This is a genomic window from Pseudomonas sp. 9_2_1 (genome assembly GCF_059295275.1).
The window spans coordinates 1,855,232-1,875,730 of the sequence record NZ_CM181239.1 but is presented as its reverse complement, the minus strand read 5'-3'; the positions used below and the strand labels follow the sequence as shown (position 1 = coordinate 1,875,730).

Sequence of the window (20,499 nt, the reverse complement as noted above, 5' to 3'; positions counted from 1 at the left end):
GGACTTTAGCGTTGATGCACCTATTGCCGGGGCCGCGTTGCGGCCCTTTCGCGACACAAGGCCGCTCCTAGAGGGGTTGTGTGCTAGCCAATCAAACCGCCCGGATCAACTTCACCCACGAAGCGAACTTGTCGACAAACGCCTGCAAGAACGGCCGGGTCTTGTCGTTGAGTTTGCCCGAGTCTTCGAACAGGCTGGCCGCCCCGCCGATATAGGCTTCGGGCATTTGCATGCACGGCATGTCGAGAAACACCAGCGACTGGCGCACCGCATGGTTGGCGCCAAAACCACCAATCGCCCCCGGCGACACACTCACCACCGCAGTCGGCTTGCCACTCCAGGCGCTTTGCCCGTAGGGCCGTGAGCCCACATCGATGGCATTCTTGAGGCAACCCGGCACCGAGCGGTTGTACTCCGGGGTGACGAACAGCACCGCATCGCTACGGCGGATCTCGTCGCGAAAGCGCTTCCATGTTTCAGGGGGCGCGTCGGCCTCGACATCCTCGTTGTACAGGGGCAAATCGCCAATTTCGACTATTTTCAGGGCAAGGCTGGACGGCGCCAGCTCCGAAAGTGCGCGGGCGACCTTGCGGTTGTACGAATCCTTGCGCAAGCTGCCGACTACAACCGCTACCGAATACACCTGGCTCATGGGCAATTCCAACCTTTGCTGGGTAAAGGGACGTTGTAGTTATAGATGACCGTTCCTCGGCGCTTTGGTTTTTTTTCCTTCAAGGGAAAACTTCCAGCGCTGTTCAACGGTCTATGTCCACAGACATTTCCTACGTAATTCAGAGGTTTCCACCCAAATGGCAGCAGTAATGGTCGGCCAGTTCCACGCCCGTGACGCCGAAGGCCGTATCTACCCCGTGCACGAGTTCCAGGAGTCGACCCTGCAACACGACGGCAGCACGCTGGGCGCCCCTATCACCACCTACCGCCTGGCCATCGGCGACAAGGTCAACCACCTGGGTGACAACCGCTTTGAATTGGCGCGCAGCGGCGTCGAGATCACGCGCATTCCTTGATGCAATCCACCGTGTAGCAGCCACTGTCGTTCTGCAGGCCATGCACGTCCGCGACAAAACCGGGGAAGCCCTGGTTGAATGCCCGGGCGAAAGCCAGGTAGTCGACTATCGAGCGGGTCGCCTCGGTGAACCGCTCCCCCGGCATGATCAACGGAATACCAGGCGGGTACGGCACCAGCATCACCGCCGCCACACGCCCCAGCAGCGCCTCGATCGGCACCGCCTCGACTTCGCCACGCACCATCAGGTCATAGGCCCGCGCCGGGCTTACTGCTACTTCCGGCAAGCGCGTGAACAGCCGCTTCAGCTGCTTGGCCGTGGCATTGGCGCGGTAACAGCCATGCAGCTGGTCGCACAGGTCGCGCAGCCCCATGCCCTGGTAGCGTGAGGCATCGGCAGCCACCACGCTGGGCAGGCAACTCCCCAAAGCAGCATTGCCGTCATAGTGGCGTTTGAATTCCAGCAGTTCGGTGAGCAGCGTGCTCCATTTGCCTTTGGTGATGCCCATGGAGAACAGCACCAGGAAGCTGTACAGGCCGGTTTTCTCCACCACCAGGCCCCGCTCCCACAGAAACTTGCTGACCACCGCTGCCGGGATTCCCTGCTCGCCCAGCGCCCCGCCTGCGCTCAAGCCCGGCATCACCAGGGTCACCTTGAGGGGATCAAGCAGCACATAGTCGTCCGCCACCTCGCCAAAACCATGCCACTCGGCCCCTGGGTGCAGCAACCAGTCCTGCGCGGCCAGGCGGTGGATACCTTCGGCGCTCGGCGGCTGCCAGATGCTGAACCACCAGTCATCTGCGGCAATGTGCTCACGCAGGTTGGCAAGGGCACGGCGGAAACTCAGCGCCTCATCGAACATCTCCTGCAACAGCGAGCGCCCGGCCGGCCCTTCCATCATGGTAGAGGCCACGTCCAGCGAGGCGAGGATGCTGTACTGCGGCGAAGTCGAAATGTGCATCATGAACGCTTCGTTGAAACGGTCACGGTCCAGTTGGCGCCTGGCCCCCTCTTGAACGTGGATCATCGAGGCCTGGCTGAACGCGGCCAGCAGCTTGTGAGTGGAATGGGTGCTGAACACCAGCGGGCTGTCCGCGGCGCAGGCAGTGCCCATGGCATAGCGCCCGGTGAAAAACTCGTGGAACGCCGCGTAGGCAAACCAGGCCTCGTCGAAATGCAGCACCTCGACACTGGCGCCCAGGGCTTGCTTGATCAACCCGGCGTGATAGCACAGGCCGTCGTAGGTGGAGTTGGTCACCACCGCCAGCTTGATGCGCTGCCCGCGATCACGGGCCAGGGGGTTGGCCTGGATTTTCGCCTGGATCGCCTCGGGGCCGAATTCGCTGAGCGGGATCGGGCCGATGATGCCCAGCTCGTTGCGCTCGGGGCACAGGTACAGCGGAATGGCGCCGGTCATGATGATCGCGTGCACCACCGACTTGTGGCAGTTGCGGTCCACCAGTACCAGGTCGTCGCGGCCGACCATCGCGTGCCAGACGATCTTGTTGGCGGTGGAGGTGCCATTGATGACGAAGAAGGTGTGGTCGGCACCGAAGTTGCGCGCCGCCCTGGCCTCGGCTTCGGCCAGCGGCCCGGTGTGGTCGAGCAGCGAGCCTAGCTCCGGCACCGAAACCGACAGGTCCGAGCGCAAGGTGTTTTCCCCGAAGAACTGATGAAATGCCTGGCCCACCGGGCTTTTTCGATAGGCGACGCCGCCGCCATGGCCGGGCGTATGCCAGGAATAGTTGGACTGCGCGGTGTGCTGCACCAGTGCCTTGAAGAAGGGTGGCAGCAGGCCATCGAGGTAGATATGTGCGGCGCGTGCCACCTGGCGGGCAAGGAACGGCACGGTGTCTTCGAACAGGTAGAGGATGCCGCGCAGCTGGTTGAGCTCGCTCATGGCTTCGGCGGGGGCGTTTTCCAGGGTCACCTGCTCACCCAGCGCGAAAATCGGCAGGTTGGGCGCGCGCAGGCGAGCCAGGCGGATCAGCTCGGCCATGTTCTGCAGCAGGTGGGTGTTCTCGCCGGCACCTTCTGCAGCGATCAGCATGCACGCCAGGCCGTGGTGGGTGGCAGCGACCAGACGCGCTTCGGCAAGGTCGGCGGCCTTGATGACCGCGAAGCCGTCCTGGCTCAATTCCTCGGCGATGCCCCGCACGCGCTCGCCGGCAACGCTGTCGGCCTTGATGGCGCGGTGGACGATGAGGATGGGGAACTTGAGGTCCTTGTACATCAGGTGGCTACCTCCGAAGGACATGTAGTCCTGATGAGGGTAGTTGTAGGAGCGGCCTTGCGTCGCGAAAGGGCCGCGCAGCGGCCCCAAAAATTTCACAGGCGACGCAAAAATTGCCGGGGCTGCTGCACAGCCCTTTCGCGACGCAAGGCCGCTCCTACAGGGATCGCATCGCCTGCGGCAAAATTGTTAACCCGCAGGCATCTCGGTAAGGGCCTGCCACATGGATGGCCCGCCCGCCGACTTGGCTATGGCCGCCAGCCGCTCGGCATGAGCCTCCAGCTCTTCGGCACTGGCCATGATCACCCGTCCCGGCGCACGCCCGGTAATCCGGCGAATCTCGCTGCCGCCCTGGCCGTCGTCGCCCTCGGCGTCAGCCCCATGCCCGGCCAGCGAAAGGCTGGTCTGGCCACCGGTCATTGCCAGGTAGACGTCAGCCAGCAGTTCCGAGTCGAGCAGTGCGCCGTGCAGCTCACGGCCCGAGTTGTCGATGTCGTAGCGCTTGCACAGCGCATCGAGGCTGTTGCGTTGCCCGGGGTGGCGCGAGCGCGCCAGCAGCAAGGTGTCGAGGATGGTGCAATGCTGGGCGATGTCGGCACGGCCCTGCTGGCCAAGCAGGGCAAATTCGTTGTTGATGAAGCCAACGTCGAACGCCGCGTTGTGGATGACCAGCGTGGCGCCTTCGATGAATTCGAAGAACTCCTCGGCCACATCGCCAAAGCGCGGCTTGCCGACCAGGAAGGTATCGGTAATGCCGTGGACGTTGATGGCGCCCTCGTCGCTCTCGCGGTCCGGCTGCAGGTAGACGTGGAAGTGCCGCCCGGTCAGCCGCCGGCCGATCACCTCGACACAACCGATCTCGATGATCCGGTGGCCTTCGCTGACCGGCATGCCCGTGGTTTCGGTATCGAGGATGACGAACCGTTTATCTTGCTGCTGCTCCACGCGGGGCGCTCCAACTTGCATCAGTTTCAAAGGCGGCGAGTATACCCCAAGCGCCTCAGCGCTGGGCGCGCACCTCATCGACACCACGGTTGGCCAGCTGGTCGGCACGCTCGTTGCCGGGGTGGCCGATGTGGCCGCGCACCCACTTCCAGGTCACCTTGTGGCGATTGACCTGCTCATCAAGCTGCTGCCACAGGTCGGCGTTCTTCACCGGCTCTTTGGCTGCGGTCTTCCAGCCGCGCTTCTTCCAGTTGACCATCCATTCGTTGATGCCCTTCATCACGTACTGCGAGTCGGTGGTCAGCACCACCTCGCATTCGCGCTTCAACGCCATCAGCCCCTGGATCGCAGCCATCAGCTCCATGCGGTTGTTGGTGGTATCGCGCTCGCCGCCCCACAGTTCCTTCTCGACGCCCTTGTAGATCATCAGGACCCCCCAGCCACCCGGGCCAGGGTTGCCCTTGCAGGCGCCGTCGGTAAACATTTCGATGCTATCGCTCATGTACCACTCATGTTCAGTGCTTTTCAGTGTCCGGGTTGGCCGCCGTACGATTGACCTTGGCCAGTGGCAGCGGCAGCAGCTTGCCCATGGGTTCGCGGCGCTCCGGGCGTAACGGCCGCAGGCCGACCACCATCTTGCGCGCCACCAGCAGGTACACCCCGCCGCCAGCGCCCTGCCAGCCGCCGGCTAGCCGTTCCCAGCCCTCCAGGCGTTGCTGCCAGGCCGGTGAGGCAAGCGGCGGACGATAGCACCCGAAGCGGCGTTTCTCCAGCGCGAAGCCCAGCAGGTTCAGCCAGTCGCCCACCCGTGACGCCGAGATGCAGCGCGCCTTGCGCAATGCGCCGTGGCTGAAGAAGTGACGCATGCCCCAGCTGCTCCACGGGTTGATGCCAACGATCAGCAGGTGCCCGCCCGGGCGCACCGCACTGGCGGCCTCGCGCAGCAGGCCATGGGGTGACAGGCAGAAGTCCAGGCCGTGCTGCAGCACCACCACGTCGGCGGCATGCTCGCTGAGCGGCCAGGCCTGCTCCTCGCACACTATCTCCACCCCCGGCAGGGGTGCGCCGAGGCGCACGTTGCGCTGGACCTGGGGGGCGCTGGGCGGCGGCTCGGCGCCTGGCCCGTAGTGCACAAGATAACCACCAAAGAAGCGCCCGAGCTCTTCTTCCAGCAGTTTTTCCTCCTCCTTGAGCATCAGCTGGCCGAGTGGGCCGTTGAACCACTCACGGGCCAGGCTGATCAGCTTGACCCAGTCCGGGTCGGCCTGGGCAAAGGCTTGGTCGGTCATTGCGCTCTCCCTCGAAGGTTCTCGCACCGCGCCATCGCGGCTAAGATGGCCACATGTGCCACGCTAGGCGAACCGGATCCGCACCATGATACAGATCAAAGCTCTCCCCGCTTTCTCCGACAACTACATCTGGTTGTTACAGGATACTGCCAAACGCCGCTGTGCGGTGGTCGATCCGGGTGATGCCGGCCCAGTGGAACGCTGGCTGTCGGCCCACCCCGAGTGGGTGTTGAGCGACATTCTCATCACCCACCACCACAACGACCATGTGGGTGGTGTGGAACGGCTCAAGCAATTGACCGGCGCACGGGTCTGCGGCCCGGCCAAAGAGCGCATCCCGTGCCGCGAACTGGCACTTGACGAAGGTGATCAGGTAACCGTCCTGGGTGTGACGTTCGAGGTGCTGGCAGTACCTGGCCATACCCTGGGGCATATCGCATTCTTCAGTGACCAGCCGCCAACGCCCGTGCTATTCAGCGGCGACACCCTGTTTGCCGCCGGTTGCGGGCGCATGTTCGAAGGTAGGCCCGAGCAGATGCAACCTGCCCTGGCCCGCCTGGCAGCGCTGCCGGAGTCGACCGAAGTGTATTGCGCCCACGAATATACCCTGAGCAACTTGCGGTTCGCCAAGGCCGTGGAACCTACCAACCCACACGTTCAGCAACGCTTCGAAGACGTTACCCGCTTGCGTGCCGAAAATCGCATCACCTTGCCATCAACGATCGGTATGGAGCGCCTGACCAACCCCTTCCTGCGCACCTCTGAAACATTAGTTAAACAAAAAGCAGACGAATGGAAGGGACATTCAAACACCTCGCATGTCGCTGTTTTTGCTGCCTTGAGGTCTTGGAAGGACACCTTCTGATAACCGCAAGATATATCGCAGTTGATGCTCAAAGGTTGACCCGGCCGGGAGCGGTTTCTAGAATCGCCAAAATTTTTCGCCCGGATACCTGTCTCAGCCGATGTCTTCCAGTAGCCGCAGAACCTCTCATTCCGTCGCCCTGACGCGCCTGGCCCAGGTCAGTGCGCTGGCCCTGGCCGCCACCCTGGTGGGCTGCCAGAGCACCCGTCAGCTCGACGAATCCGATAGCGTTCGCGCGCACAACTACCAGGCGCGGATCAAGCACAAACCTGCCCCGCTGCTGGTCAAGCCGGTCGAGCAGGCGCCGCAGGACGTGTGGGAGCGCATGCGCCAGGGCTTCGCCCTGCAGGACAGCATCGACGTCAACCCGCGCATCGAGCAGCAGCGCCTGTGGTTCGCCAGCAATCCGACCTTCATCGAAAGCGCTGGCGAGCGCGGCAGCCTCTACCTGCACTACATTGTCGAGCGGCTTGAAGAGCGCGACATGCCGCTGGAGCTGGCCCTGCTGCCGGCCATCGAGAGCGCCTACAACCCGATGGCCTACTCCCGCGCCAGCGCTGCCGGCATGTGGCAATTCATGCCGGCGACTGGCCGCCACTTCAACCTGCGCCAGACCAACTTCTACGATGGCCGCCGCGACATCACCGCCTCGACCAACGCTGCGCTGGACTACCTCACTCGCCTGCACGACATGTTCAACGGCGACTGGCTGCTGGCCCTGGCCGCCTACAACTCCGGCGAAGGCACGGTCAGCCGCGCCATCGAGCGCAACGAGCGCCTTGGCCTGCCGACCGACTACTGGAACCTGCCGCTGCCGCAGGAAACCCGCGACTACGTGCCCAAGCTGCTGGCGCTGTCGCAGGTGGTGCTTACCCCCGAGGCGTACGGGGTCAACCTGAACCCGATCGCCAACGAGCCGTACTTCGAAGCGGTGGCCATCAATGACCGCCTCGACCTGTCGCGCGTTGCCGCCTTTGCCAACATCGACGAAGACGAGCTGATCCAGCTGAATCCGGCCTTCAAGAAGCGCATGACCGTGGACGGCCCCAAGCAACTGCTGGTGCCCACCGCCAAGGCGCAACTGTTGAGCGACAGCCTGTCCAACCTCAACCCCGAGCAGCTGGTCGCCCTGCAGCCGAACAAGGCCGTGTTCGCCCGTGCCGTGGCTGAAACCAGGGCACCCGTGGCGGCACGCAGCTACCGGGTCAAGCGCGGCGACAACCTGGGTGCCATCGCCAAGGCCAATCGTGTCTCGGTCAAGGACATCAAACGCTGGAACCGCATGTCCGGCAACAGCCTGCGTGCCGGCCAGGTACTGGCACTGCGCGGTGGCAATGCCCCCAGCGCTGCTGGCAACCGGGTAGCTTCATCGGGCAAGCGCACCACGCAGTACAAGGTACGCAAGGGCGACTCGCTGTACCTGGTGGCCAAGCGCTTCAACGTCGAAATGAAACACCTCAAGCGCTGGAACCCGCGCAGCGGCCATGCCCTGAAGCCAGGCCAGACCCTGACCGTCTACCTCTCGCATTGATAAAAAAACTGGGGCCGCTCCGCGCCCCATCGCCGGCAAGCCAGCTCCCACCCTAATCGCAACGACTTCAAGCCATATGCAGTACCTGTGGGAGCTGGCTTGCCGGCGATGGGCTGCAAAGCGGCCCCTTGCAATCCTCTGGGCGGCACTCTTTTTCCAACCCTACCAAGCTGTTACTGTACCCGATCAAAGCCCAACGCCTCTGGATCGGATGCCGACTTGATACGTCCCCTCCTGCTGTCAATCAGCCTGGCCTTGAGCTTCCCCGCAGCCGCGATGGTGAGCGAAAGCCACGGATACGCGCAGTTCGGCACGCTCAAGTACCCAGCAACCTTCACCCACTTCGACTGGGTCAACCCGCAAGCGCCCAAGGGCGGCACCTTGCGGGCCATGGCTTTTGGCACCTTCGATACCCTCAACCCCTACACCTTCAAGGGGTCGAGCCCGATCACCACGCCCAATTTCCAACAATACGGTATCAGCGAGCTGAACGAGCCGCTGATGGTCGGCACCGGCCAGTACGACCCGTCCGGCGACGAACCCACCTCCAGCTACGGCCTTATCGCCCGCTCGGTGGAGTACAGCGAAGACCGCAGCTGGGTCGTGTTCAACCTGCGCCCGGAAGCTCGCTGGCATGACGGCCAGCCGATTACCTCGGCAGACGTGGCCTTCTCCTACCGCACACTGCTAAAGGACGGCCACCCGATGTACCGCACCAACCTGCAGGAAGTGCAGCGGGTGGACATCCTCGGCCCGCAGCGCATCCGCTTCGTGTTCAAACGCGCCGGCAACCCGCTGCTGATCCTGCGCCTTGGCGAAATGCCGGTGCTGCCCAAGCATTACTGGCAAAAGCGCGACTTCAAGGCCACCACCTTCGAGCCGCCGCTGGGCAGCGGCCCCTATCGCATCAGCGAAGTCCAGCCCGGGCGCCGACTGGTGTTCGAACGGGTGAAAAACTACTGGGGCAAGGACCTGGCGGTCAACCGTGGCAAGTACAACTTCAAGCGCGTGGAATACGAGTTCTACCGCGACGCCACGGTGGCCTTCGAAGCGTTCAAGGCCGGCGAGTTCGACATCTACATCGAGCACCAGGCGAAGAACTGGGCCAACGGCTACACCTTCCCGGCCGTGCGCCGTGGCGAGGTGATCAAGGCACAGATCCCGCACCGCATCCCCACGCAAACCCAGGGCCTGTTCATGAACAGCCGCCGGGCCACCTTCAGCGACCCGCGGGTACGCCAGGCGCTGGGGCTGATGCTCGATTTCGAATGGACCAACCGCGCGCTGTTCAGTAGCGCCTACCGCCGCTCGACCAGCTATTACCCCAACAGCGAGTTTGCCGCCAGCGGCCTGCCGACCGGCAAGGAGTGGCTGCTGCTGGCGCCGTTCCGCGACCAGTTGCCTGCCAAGCTGTTCAGCGAACCCTACAAGGTCAGCCAGACCGACGGCCGTGGCATCAACCGCCAGACCCTGCGCCAGGCCCTCGGGCTGCTGGCCGAGGCCGGCTGGAAGCTGAACGGCCAGCGCCTGGTCGACAGCAAGGGCCAGCAGCTGCGCATGGAGCTGCTGCTGGTAAACCCCAATCTTGAACGCATCCTGCAACCTTATGTCGAAAATCTGTCCAGCATCGGCATCGATGCGCGCTTGCGCACGGTCGACCGCGCCCAGTACAAACAACGCCTGGACCAGTTCGATTTCGACATGATTCTGATGACCCTTAACCAGACCCTGAGCCCCGGCCTCGAACAGTGGCTGTACTTCCATTCCAGCCAGGCCGCGACCAAGGGCAGCAAGAACTATGCTGGGGTCAAGGACCCGGTGGTCGACCACCTGCTCGACACCCTTCTGGCTGCGCGCACCCGCGACGACCAGGTCGCCGCCGCCCGCGCCCTGGACCGAGTGCTCTCATGGCAGTACTACATGATCCCCAACTGGTACCTCGACAACCATCGCCTGGCCTACCGCAACCGGTTCGCCTTCGTCACCACGCCGCCCTACACCCTTGGGCTGAACAGCTGGTGGATCAAGACTTCGGAGAAAGCCCAATGACGCCAACGCACCGCCTGCGCCGGCTGGCAGGCAGCCTGTTGCTCGCCTGCCTGAGCCTTCCTGCCCTGGCCGCACCGCAGCACGCGCTGACCCTGTACGACGAGCCACCCAAGTACCCCGCCGACTTCAAGCACTTCGACTACGTCAACCCCGACGCGCCCAAGGGCGGCACCTTCCGCCAGTCCAGCTTCGGCGGCTTCGACAGCCTCAACCCGTTCATCAACAAAGGCGTGTCGGCCGAGAACATCAGCAGCATCTACGACACCCTGATGCGCCAGAGCCAGGACGAGCCGTTCACCGAGTACGGCCTGGTGGCCGGCAAGATCGAAAAAGCCCCGGACAACAGCTGGGTGCGCTTCTATCTGCGCCCTGAGGCGCGCTTCCATGACGGCCACCCGATACGCGCCGACGACGTGGTGTTCACCTTCAACGCATTGATCAAGGACGGTGCGCCGCTGTACCGCCAGTACTACGCCGACGTCGCCGAAGTGGTCGCCGAAGACCCGCTGAAGGTGCTGTTCAAGTTCAAGCACCACAACAACCGCGAGCTGCCGCTGATTCTCGGCCAGCTGCCGGTATTGCCCAAGCACTGGTACCAGAACCGCGACTTCAACCGCGGCAACCTGGAAATCCCGCTGGGCAGCGGCCCGTACAAGGTCGCCGAGGTCAAGGCCGGGCGTTCGGTGCGCTACGAGCGGGTCAAGGACTACTGGGCCAAGGACCTGCCGATCAACCGCGGTTTCTACAACTTCGACGTCATGACCTTCGACTCGTACCGCGACACCACCGTCGCCCTTGAAGCACTCAAGGCCGGGGCGTTCGACTATGCCCTGGAAGTCAGCGCGAAGAACTGGGCCACCGCCTACAACGTGCCGGCCGTGCGCGACGGCCGCCTGATCAAGGAGGAGCTGCCCAACGGCAACCCCACCGGTATGCAGGGCTTCATCTTCAACATCCGCCGCCCGGTGTTCCAGGACGTGCGCGTGCGCCAGGCGCTGAGCCTGCTGCTGGACTACGAGTGGACTAACAAGCAGCTGTTCAACGGCGCCTACACCCGCACCGGCAGCTACTTCGACAACTCGGAAATGGCCGCCCACGGCCTGCCCGACGCCAGCGAGCTGAAGATCCTCGAGCCGTTGCGCGGCAAGGTTCCCGAGCAAGTGTTCAGCGAAGCGTTCCACAACCCGGTCAGCGACGGCAGCGGCATGATCCGCGAGCAGCAGCGTCAGGCCTACAAACTGCTGCAGGAGGCCGGCTGGAAAATCGTCGACGACAAGATGGTCGACGCCCAAGGCAAGCCGGTCAGCATAGAGTTCCTGCTGGCACAGACCGAGTTCGAGCGCATCCTGCTGCCGTTCAAGCGCAACCTGGCCGACCTCGGCATCGAGCTGAACATCCGCAGGGTCGACGTGTCGCAATACATCACCCGTCTGCGTTCACGTGACTACGACATGATCGTCGGCGGCTATCCGCAGTCCAACTCGCCGGGCAACGAACAGCGCGAGTTCTGGTCCAGTGCCGCCGCCGACAACCCCGGCAGCCGCAATTTCATCGGCCTGCGCGACCCGGCCATCGACCAGCTGGTGGAACAGCTGATCAACGCCGACTCGCGGCAAAGCCTGATCGACCACTGCCGCGCCCTGGACCGTGTGCTGCTGTGGGGCTACTACGTGATCCCCAACTGGCACATCAAGACCTGGCGCGTGGCCTACTGGAACCACATCGGCCACCCGAAGGTGTCGCCCAAGTACGACATCGGCATCGACACCTGGTGGATCAAGCCCGAGGTGACCCCGGCGGTCAGCACGGCCCCTGCAGACGAGGCCGAATAATATGCTGGCCTACATCCTGCGCCGCCTGCTGCTGATCATCCCGACCCTGTTAGGCATCCTGGTCATCAACTTCATCATCGTCCAGGCCGCCCCCGGCGGCCCGGTCGAGCAGATGATCGCCAAGCTCGAAGGCTTCGAAGGCGCCACCAGCCGCATCGCCGGTGGCGGCGCCGAGGTTTCCGTGGCCGGCTCCAACTACCGTGGCGCCCAGGGGCTGGACCCGGCGCTGATCGCCGAAATCGAGCGGATGTACGGCTTCGACAAGTCGCCGCCCGAACGCCTGTGGATCATGATCAAGAACTACGCCCAGCTGGACTTCGGCGACAGCTTCTTCCGCGATGCCAAGGTCATCGACCTGATCATCGAGAAGATGCCGGTGTCGATTTCGCTGGGGCTGTGGAGCACGCTGATCATGTACCTGGTGTCGATCCCGCTGGGCATCGCCAAGGCCGTGCGCCACGGCAGCCATTTCGACGTGTGGACCAGTTCGGCGATCATCGTCGGCTACGCCATTCCGGCGTTCCTGTTCGCCATCCTGCTGATCGTGCTGTTCGCCGGCGGCAGCTACTTCGACTGGTTCCCGCTGCGCGGCCTCACCTCCAACAACTTCGACGAGCTGAGTACCACCGGCAAGGTGCTGGACTACTTCTGGCATCTGGTGCTGCCGATTACCGCGCTGGTCATCGGCAACTTTGCCACCATGACCCTGCTGACCAAGAACAGCTTCCTGGACGAAATCAACAAGCAGTACGTGGTCACCGCCAAGGCCAAGGGCCTGAGCCGGCCACGGGTGCTGTATGGCCACGTGTTCCGCAACGCCATGCTGTTGGTGATCGCCGGCTTCCCCTCGGCGTTCATCGGCATCTTCTTCACCGGCTCTTTGCTGATCGAGGTGATCTTCAGCCTCGACGGCCTGGGCCTGATGAGCTTCGAGGCGGCCATCAACCGCGACTATCCGGTGGTCTTCGGCACCCTGTTCATCTTCACCCTGCTGGGGCTGGTGGTGAAACTGATCGGCGACCTGACCTATACCCTGGTCGATCCGCGCATCGACTTCGCCAGCCGGGAGCACTGACATGGCCTTGTCCCCTCTCAACCGCCGGCGCTTCGAGCGTTTCAAGGCCAACCGCCGTGGCTGGTGGTCGCTGTGGCTGTTCCTGATCCTGTTCGGCCTCAGCCTGGGCGCCGAGCTGATCGCCAACGACAAGCCGATTGCCGTGCGTTACGACGGCGAGTGGTACTTCCCGGCGTTCAAGCGCTACCCGGAAACCACCTTCGGCGGCGAGTTCCCGCTGGAAGCCAACTACAAGAGCCCGTACATCCGCGAGCTGCTGGCGAAGAAAGACAGCTTCGTGCTGTGGGCGCCGATCCCGTTCAGCTATCAGAGCATCAACTACGACCTGCGCGTACCGGCCCCGGCCCCGCCCTCGGCGGACAACCTGCTGGGCACCGACGACCAGGGGCGCGACGTGCTGGCGCGGGTGATCTACGGCTTCCGCGTTTCGGTACTGTTCGCCCTCACCTTGACCATCCTCAGCTCCATCATCGGGGTCATCGCCGGGGCGCTGCAGGGGTTCTATGGCGGCTGGGTCGACCTGGTCGGACAACGCTTCCTGGAAATCTGGTCCGGCTTGCCGGTACTTTACCTGCTGATCATCCTCGCCAGCTTCGTGCAGCCGAATTTCTGGTGGCTGCTGGGAATCATGCTGCTGTTCTCGTGGATGAGCCTGGTGGACGTGGTACGCGCCGAGTTCCTGCGCGGGCGCAACCTGGAATACGTGCGCGCCGCCCGCGCCCTGGGCATGCGCAACGGCGCAATCATGTACCGGCACATCCTGCCCAACGCGATGATTTCGACCATGACCTTCATGCCGTTCATTCTCACTGGCGCCATCGGTACCCTGACCGCGCTGGACTTCCTTGGCTTTGGCCTGCCCGCAGGTTCGCCGTCGCTGGGCGAGCTGGTGGCCCAGGGCAAGTCCAACCTGCAAGCCCCGTGGCTGGGCATCAGCGCCTTCGCGGTGCTGGCGCTGATGCTGAGCCTGCTGGTGTTCATCGGCGAATCCGCCCGCGACGCCTTCGACCCGAGGAAGTGACATGAGTGAACAGAACCTGATCGAAGTGCGGGACCTGGCCGTGGAGTTCGTCACCGGCGACCAGGTCAACCGGGTGGTCGATGGCATCAGCTTTGACATCCGCAAGGGCGAGACGCTGGCATTGGTAGGCGAAAGTGGCTCGGGCAAATCGGTTACTGCGCACTCGATCCTGCGCCTGCTGCCGTACCCTCTGGCGCGCCACCCCAGCGGCAGCATCCAGTACGAGGGCAAAGACCTGCTGCAGCAGAACGAGAAGACCCTGCAACGCATTCGCGGCAACCGCATTGCGATGATCTTCCAGGAGCCGATGACCTCGCTGAACCCGCTGCACTGCATCGAAAAGCAGATCAACGAAATCCTCCTGCTGCACAAAGGCCTCACCGGCAAGGCAGCCACCGCCCGCACGCTGGAGCTGCTGGAGCTGGTCGGTATTCCCGAACCGCGCAAGCGCCTGAAAGCCCTCCCCCACGAACTGTCTGGCGGGCAGCGCCAGCGGGTGATGATCGCCATGGCGCTGGCCAACGAGCCAGAGCTGCTGATTGCCGACGAACCCACCACGGCGCTGGATGTGACCGTGCAGCTCAAGATTCTCGACCTGCTCAAAGACCTGCAGGCGCGCTTGGGCATGGCCTTGCTGCTGATCAGCCATGACCTCAATCTGGTGCGGCGCATCGCTCACCGCGTGTGCGTGATGCAGCGCGGGCAGATTGTCGAGCAGGCCGACTGCGCCACGCTGTTCAGCGCGCCGCAGCACCACTACACGCAGATGTTGATCAATGCCGAGCCCAGCGGGCTGCCGGCGCACAACCCGGTGGGGGCACCGTTGCTGGAGGTGGATGACCTCAAGGTATGGTTCCCGATCAAGAAGGGCTTTCTGCGGCGCACGGTTGACCACGTGAAAGCGGTGGACGGCGTCAACTTCAGCTTGCCGCAGGGGCAGACGCTGGGGATTGTCGGCGAGTCCGGTTCGGGCAAGTCGACGTTGGGCCTGGCCATTCTGCGCCTGATCTCCAGTCAAGGTGGCATTCGTTTTCACGGGCAGAACCTGGACGCCTTGAATCAGCAGGCCGTGCGCCCGTTGCGGCGGGAAATGCAGGTGGTGTTCCAGGACCCGTTTGGCAGCCTTAGCCCGCGCATGTGTGTGGCGGATATCGTTGGCGAAGGGTTGCGTATTCACCGCATTGGCACCGCAGCCGAGCAGGAAGCAGCCATTGTCGCGGCCTTGGAGGAAGTGGGGCTGGATCCGCGTACTCGCCATCGTTATCCCCATGAGTTTTCCGGCGGACAGCGCCAGCGCATCGCCATTGCCAGGGCGCTGGTGCTGAAGCCGGCGCTGATCCTGCTGGATGAACCCACATCCGCGCTGGACCGCACCGTGCAGCGGCAGGTGGTGGAGTTGCTGCGTAATCTGCAGCAGAAGTACAACCTGACGTACCTGTTCATCAGCCATGACCTGGCGGTGGTGAAGGCGCTGAGTCACCAGTTGATGGTGATCAAGCACGGGCAGGTGGTGGAGCAAGGGGATGCACAGGCGATATTTCATGCGCCGCAGCATCCGTATACCCGGCAGTTGCTGGAGGCGGCGTTTTTGGAGGTGGATGCCGTAAGCTAGCTTTTGGGGGCCGCTCTGCAGCCCATCGCCGGCAAGCCAGCTCCCACCCCGACCGCGCAGTCTCCAAGACTTGCGCTATCCCTGTGGGAGCTGGCTTGCCGGCGATGGGCCGCAGAGCGGCCCGCTTCTGGAGCGGTAAGATCAGATTTACCCCCTTCCTTGTAGGCCATTTCCCAAACATACTCCTGCCGCGCATTTTCCGTTGCCGCTGCTCCGGCAGCGCTCTAGTCTCGGCATGTCGTTGCTCGTCAACGATACAGCTTTGACAGGCTGTGACGGTAAATCGTATGCGGTTCGCCATTATGGCGGCTGTACGTGCGGGCACGCTTGCGTGCGCCGGAACTTACGATTTCCACCGGTCTGTCAACCCACGTACAGCTGCCACCCAACTGTTTGACAGCAGGGAGGAGGCGGCACCTACAACGGTAAATCGTAATGTTAAAAGTCGTCCCCGATCCACCCCACAACCCCCATTCCCTCGAAGACACCCTGATCCAGGCCACCGACTACGCGCTCTGCGCCGCCACCGTGGTACATCAGGCCTTGCTGCTGCAGCCCAAATCACCCGCTTCGATCTTGATGATGACCTCGATGCACGAGCTGGAGGCGCTACGGGCTTTGCTTGAGTCGGCATTGGTCCAGGTGCAGATGCCCACCGAGCCTCGAACGGCGCACTGACTTTTGAATGATGTGTTGCCTGAGCGGGCCCTTTCGCGGGTAAACCCGCTCCCACAGGTACTGTGCAAGTCTTGAGGCAAGTGGGGAACCTGTGGGAGCGGGTTTACCCGCGAAAGGGCCCGCCCAGGCATTCGAGAACTTTCAGGGGGCAACAAAAATGCACACCTCGGAAGCCAGCCACTCCCCCGGGCAATCCTACTCCATCCGGCTGTTTCGTTTACTTCGATTACCGAATAGTTCAAAGCGTCAGTGATCAATTTTACTGACAACAATCGTCTTCCATCATCAGCCAGAAAGGGCATAAATTCTCCACCATCCACTCCCGGCACCAACGGTAGAGCCCATGTCCAGTCCACAACAGCCGCCCACTTCCCCAGCCCTGGCGGCGCTGATCCAGCGCTCCGGCCTGCCCAGCCCTTCGCTCAGCGAAGCCCAGGCGCATGCCGTGCTACAAATGCACTATGGCCTCGCCGGCACGCTCACGGCCCTGGGCAGCCAGCAAGACCTGAACGTGCGCGTGGACGCGCCACAAGGCCGATTCGTGCTGAAGGCCTGTCACGGCAGCTATGCGCAACAGGAACTGGAAGCACAGCACGCCGCCCTGTCCTACCTGCGCGATCAGGGCTTGCCGGTGCCAGCCGCACGCACGGCCACCAGCGGCCAGCAGTTACTGGACCTGGAGATAGACGGCCAACCGTTGCGCCTGCGCCTGCTCGATTACATCGACGGCCAACCCCTCACCCGTCTCAAGCACATGCAACCACGGCTTATGGGCGAACTGGGCGGGCTCTGCGCCCGGCTGGACAAAGCGCTGGCCAACTTCGACCACCCAGGCCTGGTGCGCACCCTGCAATGGGATCCGCAGCATGCCCAGGCACTGATCGGTCATCTGCTGCCGGTGCTGCAGGACAGCGCGCAGCGCGCTCGCATCGAACGCGCTACCCGCCAAGCCTGCGAGCGCCTGACACCCCTGGTTGATCAACTGCCAAGTCAGGCCGTGCACCTGGACATCACCGACGACAACACCGTGTGGGCCCGTGATGCCCAGCGCCAGTGGCAACTGCAAGGCGTGATTGATTTCGGCGACCTGCTACGCACCTGGCGCATCGCCGACCTGTCGGTGACTTGCGCTGCGCTGTTGCACCACGCCGAGGGCGACCCACTGCGCATCCTGCCAGCCGTGCAGGCCTATCAGGCACTCAACCCGCTGACCGAGGCGGAACTGCGCGCCCTGTGGCCGTTGGTAGTAAACCGCGCTGCCGTACTGGTGCTGAGCAGCGAACAGCAGCTGGCTATTGACCCCGGCAACCAGTACACCCGCGACAACATCGCTCACGAATGGGAAATCTTCGACACTGCCACCGCCGTGCCTTTCACCCTGATGGAAGCGGCCATCCTGCAAGCTGCGGGCTTGCAAGCCAAGGTGCCGGACTTGAACGGTTGCGCCCGGTTGCTCCCTGACCTCTCCGGGCAGGCTGTGTCCCGGGTAGACCTGGGGGTACTCAGCTCACTCTGCGAAGCCGGTAACTGGGAACAACCCGGTTTCGACCAGCATCTGCTGACTGCACAAGCCGCCCCGGCCTGCAGCCTGCATGGGCAATATCGCCTGTCGCAAACCCACATCGACAGCCCCGAAGAGCCCGCCACCTGCGCCCTCGGCGTAGAGCTGCACGTGCCCAACGGCAGCCTGGTGCAAGCGCCAGCACCCGGCACCTGGGAGCGCCACGGCGACGGCCGAGGCTGCCTGCGCACCGCGCACTGGGCGTTGTTGCTGCAGGGACTGGAAGACGCACCGGCAGACGGCCAGGGCGTGGAAAAAGGCCAGTCGCTGGGCACTACTTGTGGCTTCCTCAGCGTGCAGCTGTGCCTGGACAACGGCATTCAGCCGCCTTTCTTTGCCACCCCATCCCACGCCGCTGCCTGGCTGGCCCTGTGCCCGTCGCCAGCCGCACTGCTGGGCTTCGATTGCGATGCCCAGCCGCTACCCGATCCGCAAGCCCTGCTAGCCCGCCGCGACGCCAGCTTCGCCCGTTCGCAGAAGCACTACTACGCGCAGCCGCCGCATATCGAGCGCGGCTGGCGCAACTACCTGATCGACATGCAGGGCCGTTCGTACCTGGACATGCTCAACAACGTCGCGGTGCTAGGCCATGGCCACCCACGCATGGTCGCCGAGTCGGCGCGGCAGTGGTCACTGCTGAACACCAACTCGCGCTTCCACTACGCGGCAATCACCGAGTTTTCCGAGCGCCTGCTAGCCCTGGCGCCCGAAGGTTTCGACCGGGTGTTCATGGTCAACAGCGGCACCGAAGCCAACGACCTGGCGATTCGCCTGGCCTGGGCCTACAGCGGCGGGCGTGACTTGCTCAGCGTGCTGGAGGCCTACCACGGCTGGTCGGTGGCAACCGATGCCATCTCCACCTCCATCGCCGACAACCCGCAAGCGCTGGAAACCCGCCCGGACTGGGTGCACCCGGTCGAGGCACCAAACACCTTCCGTGGCCGCTTCCGCGGTCCCAACAGCGCCACCGACTACTTGCAGGACGTCGACGCCAAGCTGGCCGACCTCGACGCCCGCGGTCGCCAGCTGGCCGGCATCATCTGTGAGCCGGTGTACGGCAATGCCGGGGGCATCTCGCTACCGGCGGGCTACTTGCAGGATGCGTATGCCAAGGTCCGCGCCCGTGGCGGCGTGTGCATCGCCGACGAGGTACAGGTGGGGTACGGCCGCCTGGGTGAGTACTTCTGGGGCTTCGAGGAACAGGGCGTGGTGCCGGATATCATCACCATGGCCAAGGGCATGGGCAACGGCCAGCCACTGGGTGTGGTCATCACCCGCCGCGAAATCGCCGAAGCGCTGGAAGCCGAGGGCTACTTCTTCTCCTCGGCCGGTGGCAGCCCGGTCAGCTGTCGCATCGGCATGGCGGTACTGGACGTGATGCAGGAGGAAGGCCTGTGGGACAACGCCCGTGATACCGGGCGCTACTTCAAGGCCCGCCTGCAGGCGCTGGTGGACAAGCACCCGCTGGCTGGCGCTGCACATGGCTCTGGCTTCTACCTGGGGCTGGAGCTGGTGCGTGACCGCGCAACCCTGGAACCGGCCACCGAGGAAACCATGGCCTTGTGCGACCGCCTGCGTGATCTGGGCATCTTCATGCAGCCGACCGGCGACTACCTGAACATCCTCAAGATCAAGCCACCGATGTGCACTACGCGGGCAAGCGTGGACTACTTTGTCGACAGCATCGACCGGGTGCTTGGCGAAGGGCTGTAGGGGTTGAGTGGTGGCTGAAGGTACAGGCCTTTGGAGTTGCTGCGTCTATGAGATCGAGCGCCGCGCGGGCGGCGCTCGATCTCACCGGCGCTGCAAATCCCATGGCAAGCCCGAGGCAGCCAGTTACATTACCCACATCACGTACAACAGGTTTTGTGAACATGGCCTTTACCAGCGACTCCCTGGCAATCTTTCTCGCCGTGATGGATGCCGGGTCGTTTTCCGCCGCCGCACGCAAGCTGGGCCGTGTACCTTCGGCGGTGAGCATGGCCATCGCCCAACTGGAAGCAGAACTGGACCTGGTGCTGTTCGACCGGGCCACCCGCAAGGCCTTGCCCACCAGCGCCGCCCTGGCGCTGGAGCCTCAGGCCCGGCAGGTGATCTGCCAGCTCAACCTGCTGGACGCCCAGGCCTTGCAGTTGCACAAAGGCCTGGAAAAACGCCTGACCATCGCCATGGCGCCCGAGTTGCAGACCGGCCGCTGGAGCCAACCACTGGTAACGCTGGCAGAAGAATTCCCCAGCCTGGAAATCGAAGTGCGTACAGCCACCCAGACCGAAGCCATCCGCCTGCTGCACGAGGGCAGCGTGCAACTGGCGCTGGTGTTCGAACGGCCCGGCATCGACGAGCGCGAGTCGTTTCTGGAAGCTGGCAGCCAGTTGCTGGTGGCCGTCGCGTCACCGCGCCATCCGGCGGGTCAGAACAGCGGCACACCCTTGCCCGAAGAGGCATTCGCCGAACAGCGGCAGATCATCGTCGCCTCGGGCAAGGCCACCGGGTCGGACCCGCGCATGGTGCTGTCGCGGCGTATCTGGCTGACCGACAGCTACCTGGCCACGCTGGACCTGGTGCAATCCGGCCTCGGGTGGGCCTACCTGCCAGAGCCGCTGGTTGAACCGTTGATCGCGTCGGGCGCGCTGGCAGAAGTGCGTTTCGACAACATGGCCAGCCGCTTGCGCCTGTGGGTCGACATCATCTGGCTCAAGCCACGCCCGCTAGGCCTGGGGGCGCGGCGCTATCTGGAAGTCGTGCGCCAGCTTTTCGAGAGGGAGCCACCAAGAGCCTGA

The 20,499-nt window shown here is 63.7% G+C and carries 16 protein-coding genes; 11 read left to right on the top strand and 5 right to left on the bottom strand.

All coding sequences use genetic code 11. The annotated features are described in order from the left end of the window. Positions 1-91: 91 nt before the first annotated feature. Entirely contained in the window at positions 92-652 is a 561-nt protein-coding gene (chrR, locus tag AC5O5I_RS08335) for a class I chromate reductase ChrR (RefSeq protein ID WP_494512334.1), read from the bottom strand. Positions 653-809: 157 nt separating this feature from the next. Here chrR and AC5O5I_RS08330 point away from each other — a divergent pair, with 157 nt between their 5' ends. Beyond that, a complete protein-coding gene (locus AC5O5I_RS08330) occupies positions 810-1,028 on the top strand; it encodes a hypothetical protein (RefSeq protein ID WP_172221345.1) in 219 nt (72 codons plus the stop codon). On the opposite strand, the gene AC5O5I_RS08325 is transcribed toward AC5O5I_RS08330, so the two are convergent. The 4 genes from AC5O5I_RS08325 to AC5O5I_RS08310 form a co-directional block, all read right to left on the bottom strand. Continuing rightward, positions 1,012-3,261, bottom strand: a complete 2,250-nt coding sequence (locus tag AC5O5I_RS08325) for an Orn/Lys/Arg family decarboxylase (protein ID WP_172221366.1) — start codon at positions 3,259-3,261, stop codon at positions 1,012-1,014. The two genes, AC5O5I_RS08330 and AC5O5I_RS08325, sit on opposite strands and share 17 nt — an antisense overlap. 189 nt (positions 3,262-3,450) lie before the next feature. Further along, positions 3,451-4,206: a DNA polymerase III subunit epsilon gene (gene dnaQ / locus AC5O5I_RS08320; RefSeq protein ID WP_172221348.1), complete on the bottom strand. Its 756-nt coding sequence runs from the start codon at positions 4,204-4,206 to the stop codon at positions 3,451-3,453. A gap of 55 nt (positions 4,207-4,261) precedes the next feature. Then, positions 4,262-4,708 carry a ribonuclease HI gene (rnhA, locus tag AC5O5I_RS08315; RefSeq protein WP_172221351.1) on the bottom strand — a complete coding sequence of 149 codons (447 nt, stop codon included), beginning with the start codon at positions 4,706-4,708 and terminating at the stop codon, positions 4,262-4,264. A 13-nt stretch (positions 4,709-4,721) separates the two neighbouring features. After that, a complete protein-coding gene (locus AC5O5I_RS08310; protein ID WP_172221354.1) occupies positions 4,722-5,495 on the bottom strand; it encodes a class I SAM-dependent methyltransferase in 774 nt (257 codons plus the stop codon). A gap of 85 nt (positions 5,496-5,580) precedes the next feature. On the opposite strand from AC5O5I_RS08310, the gene gloB reads away from it, so the two are divergent. The 10 genes from gloB to AC5O5I_RS08260 all read left to right on the top strand — a co-directional run bounded on the left by gloB (position 5,581) and on the right by AC5O5I_RS08260 (position 20,499). Next, a complete protein-coding gene (gloB, locus tag AC5O5I_RS08305; RefSeq protein WP_172221357.1) occupies positions 5,581-6,360 on the top strand; it encodes a hydroxyacylglutathione hydrolase in 780 nt (259 codons plus the stop codon). 100 nt (positions 6,361-6,460) lie between these two features. Then, positions 6,461-7,891: a lytic transglycosylase domain-containing protein gene (locus tag AC5O5I_RS08300; protein ID WP_172221360.1), complete on the top strand. Its 1,431-nt coding sequence runs from the start codon at positions 6,461-6,463 to the stop codon at positions 7,889-7,891. 219 nt (positions 7,892-8,110) lie between these two features. Continuing rightward, entirely contained in the window at positions 8,111-9,940 is a 1,830-nt protein-coding gene (locus AC5O5I_RS08295; RefSeq protein ID WP_218583498.1) for an extracellular solute-binding protein, read from the top strand. Next, positions 9,937-11,772, top strand: coding sequence for an extracellular solute-binding protein (locus tag AC5O5I_RS08290; RefSeq protein WP_494512333.1), 1,836 nt, complete (start codon positions 9,937-9,939; stop codon positions 11,770-11,772). Before AC5O5I_RS08295 ends, AC5O5I_RS08290 begins: the two co-directional genes overlap by 4 nt. 1 nt (position 11,773) lies before the next feature. Further along, positions 11,774-12,847 (top strand): microcin C ABC transporter permease YejB, encoded by a 1,074-nt coding sequence (locus tag AC5O5I_RS08285; protein WP_494512332.1) that lies wholly within the window; start codon positions 11,774-11,776, stop codon positions 12,845-12,847. A gap of 1 nt (position 12,848) precedes the next feature. Then, complete coding sequence (locus AC5O5I_RS08280; protein ID WP_172287522.1) at positions 12,849-13,868, top strand: ABC transporter permease; 1,020 nt, start codon at positions 12,849-12,851, stop codon at positions 13,866-13,868. A 1-nt stretch (position 13,869) separates the two neighbouring features. Beyond that, on the top strand, positions 13,870-15,480 hold the full coding sequence (locus AC5O5I_RS08275; protein WP_172224045.1) for an ABC transporter ATP-binding protein: 1,611 nt from the start codon (positions 13,870-13,872) through the stop codon (positions 15,478-15,480). Between the two features lie 435 nt (positions 15,481-15,915). Beyond that, positions 15,916-16,158, top strand: a complete 243-nt coding sequence (locus AC5O5I_RS08270) for a hypothetical protein (RefSeq protein WP_172224048.1) — start codon at positions 15,916-15,918, stop codon at positions 16,156-16,158. Positions 16,159-16,501: 343 nt separating this feature from the next. Then, positions 16,502-19,432, top strand: a complete 2,931-nt coding sequence (locus AC5O5I_RS08265) for an aminotransferase (RefSeq protein ID WP_172224053.1) — start codon at positions 16,502-16,504, stop codon at positions 19,430-19,432. 161 nt (positions 19,433-19,593) lie between these two features. Further along, a complete protein-coding gene (locus AC5O5I_RS08260; protein WP_172224057.1) occupies positions 19,594-20,499 on the top strand; it encodes a LysR family transcriptional regulator in 906 nt (301 codons plus the stop codon).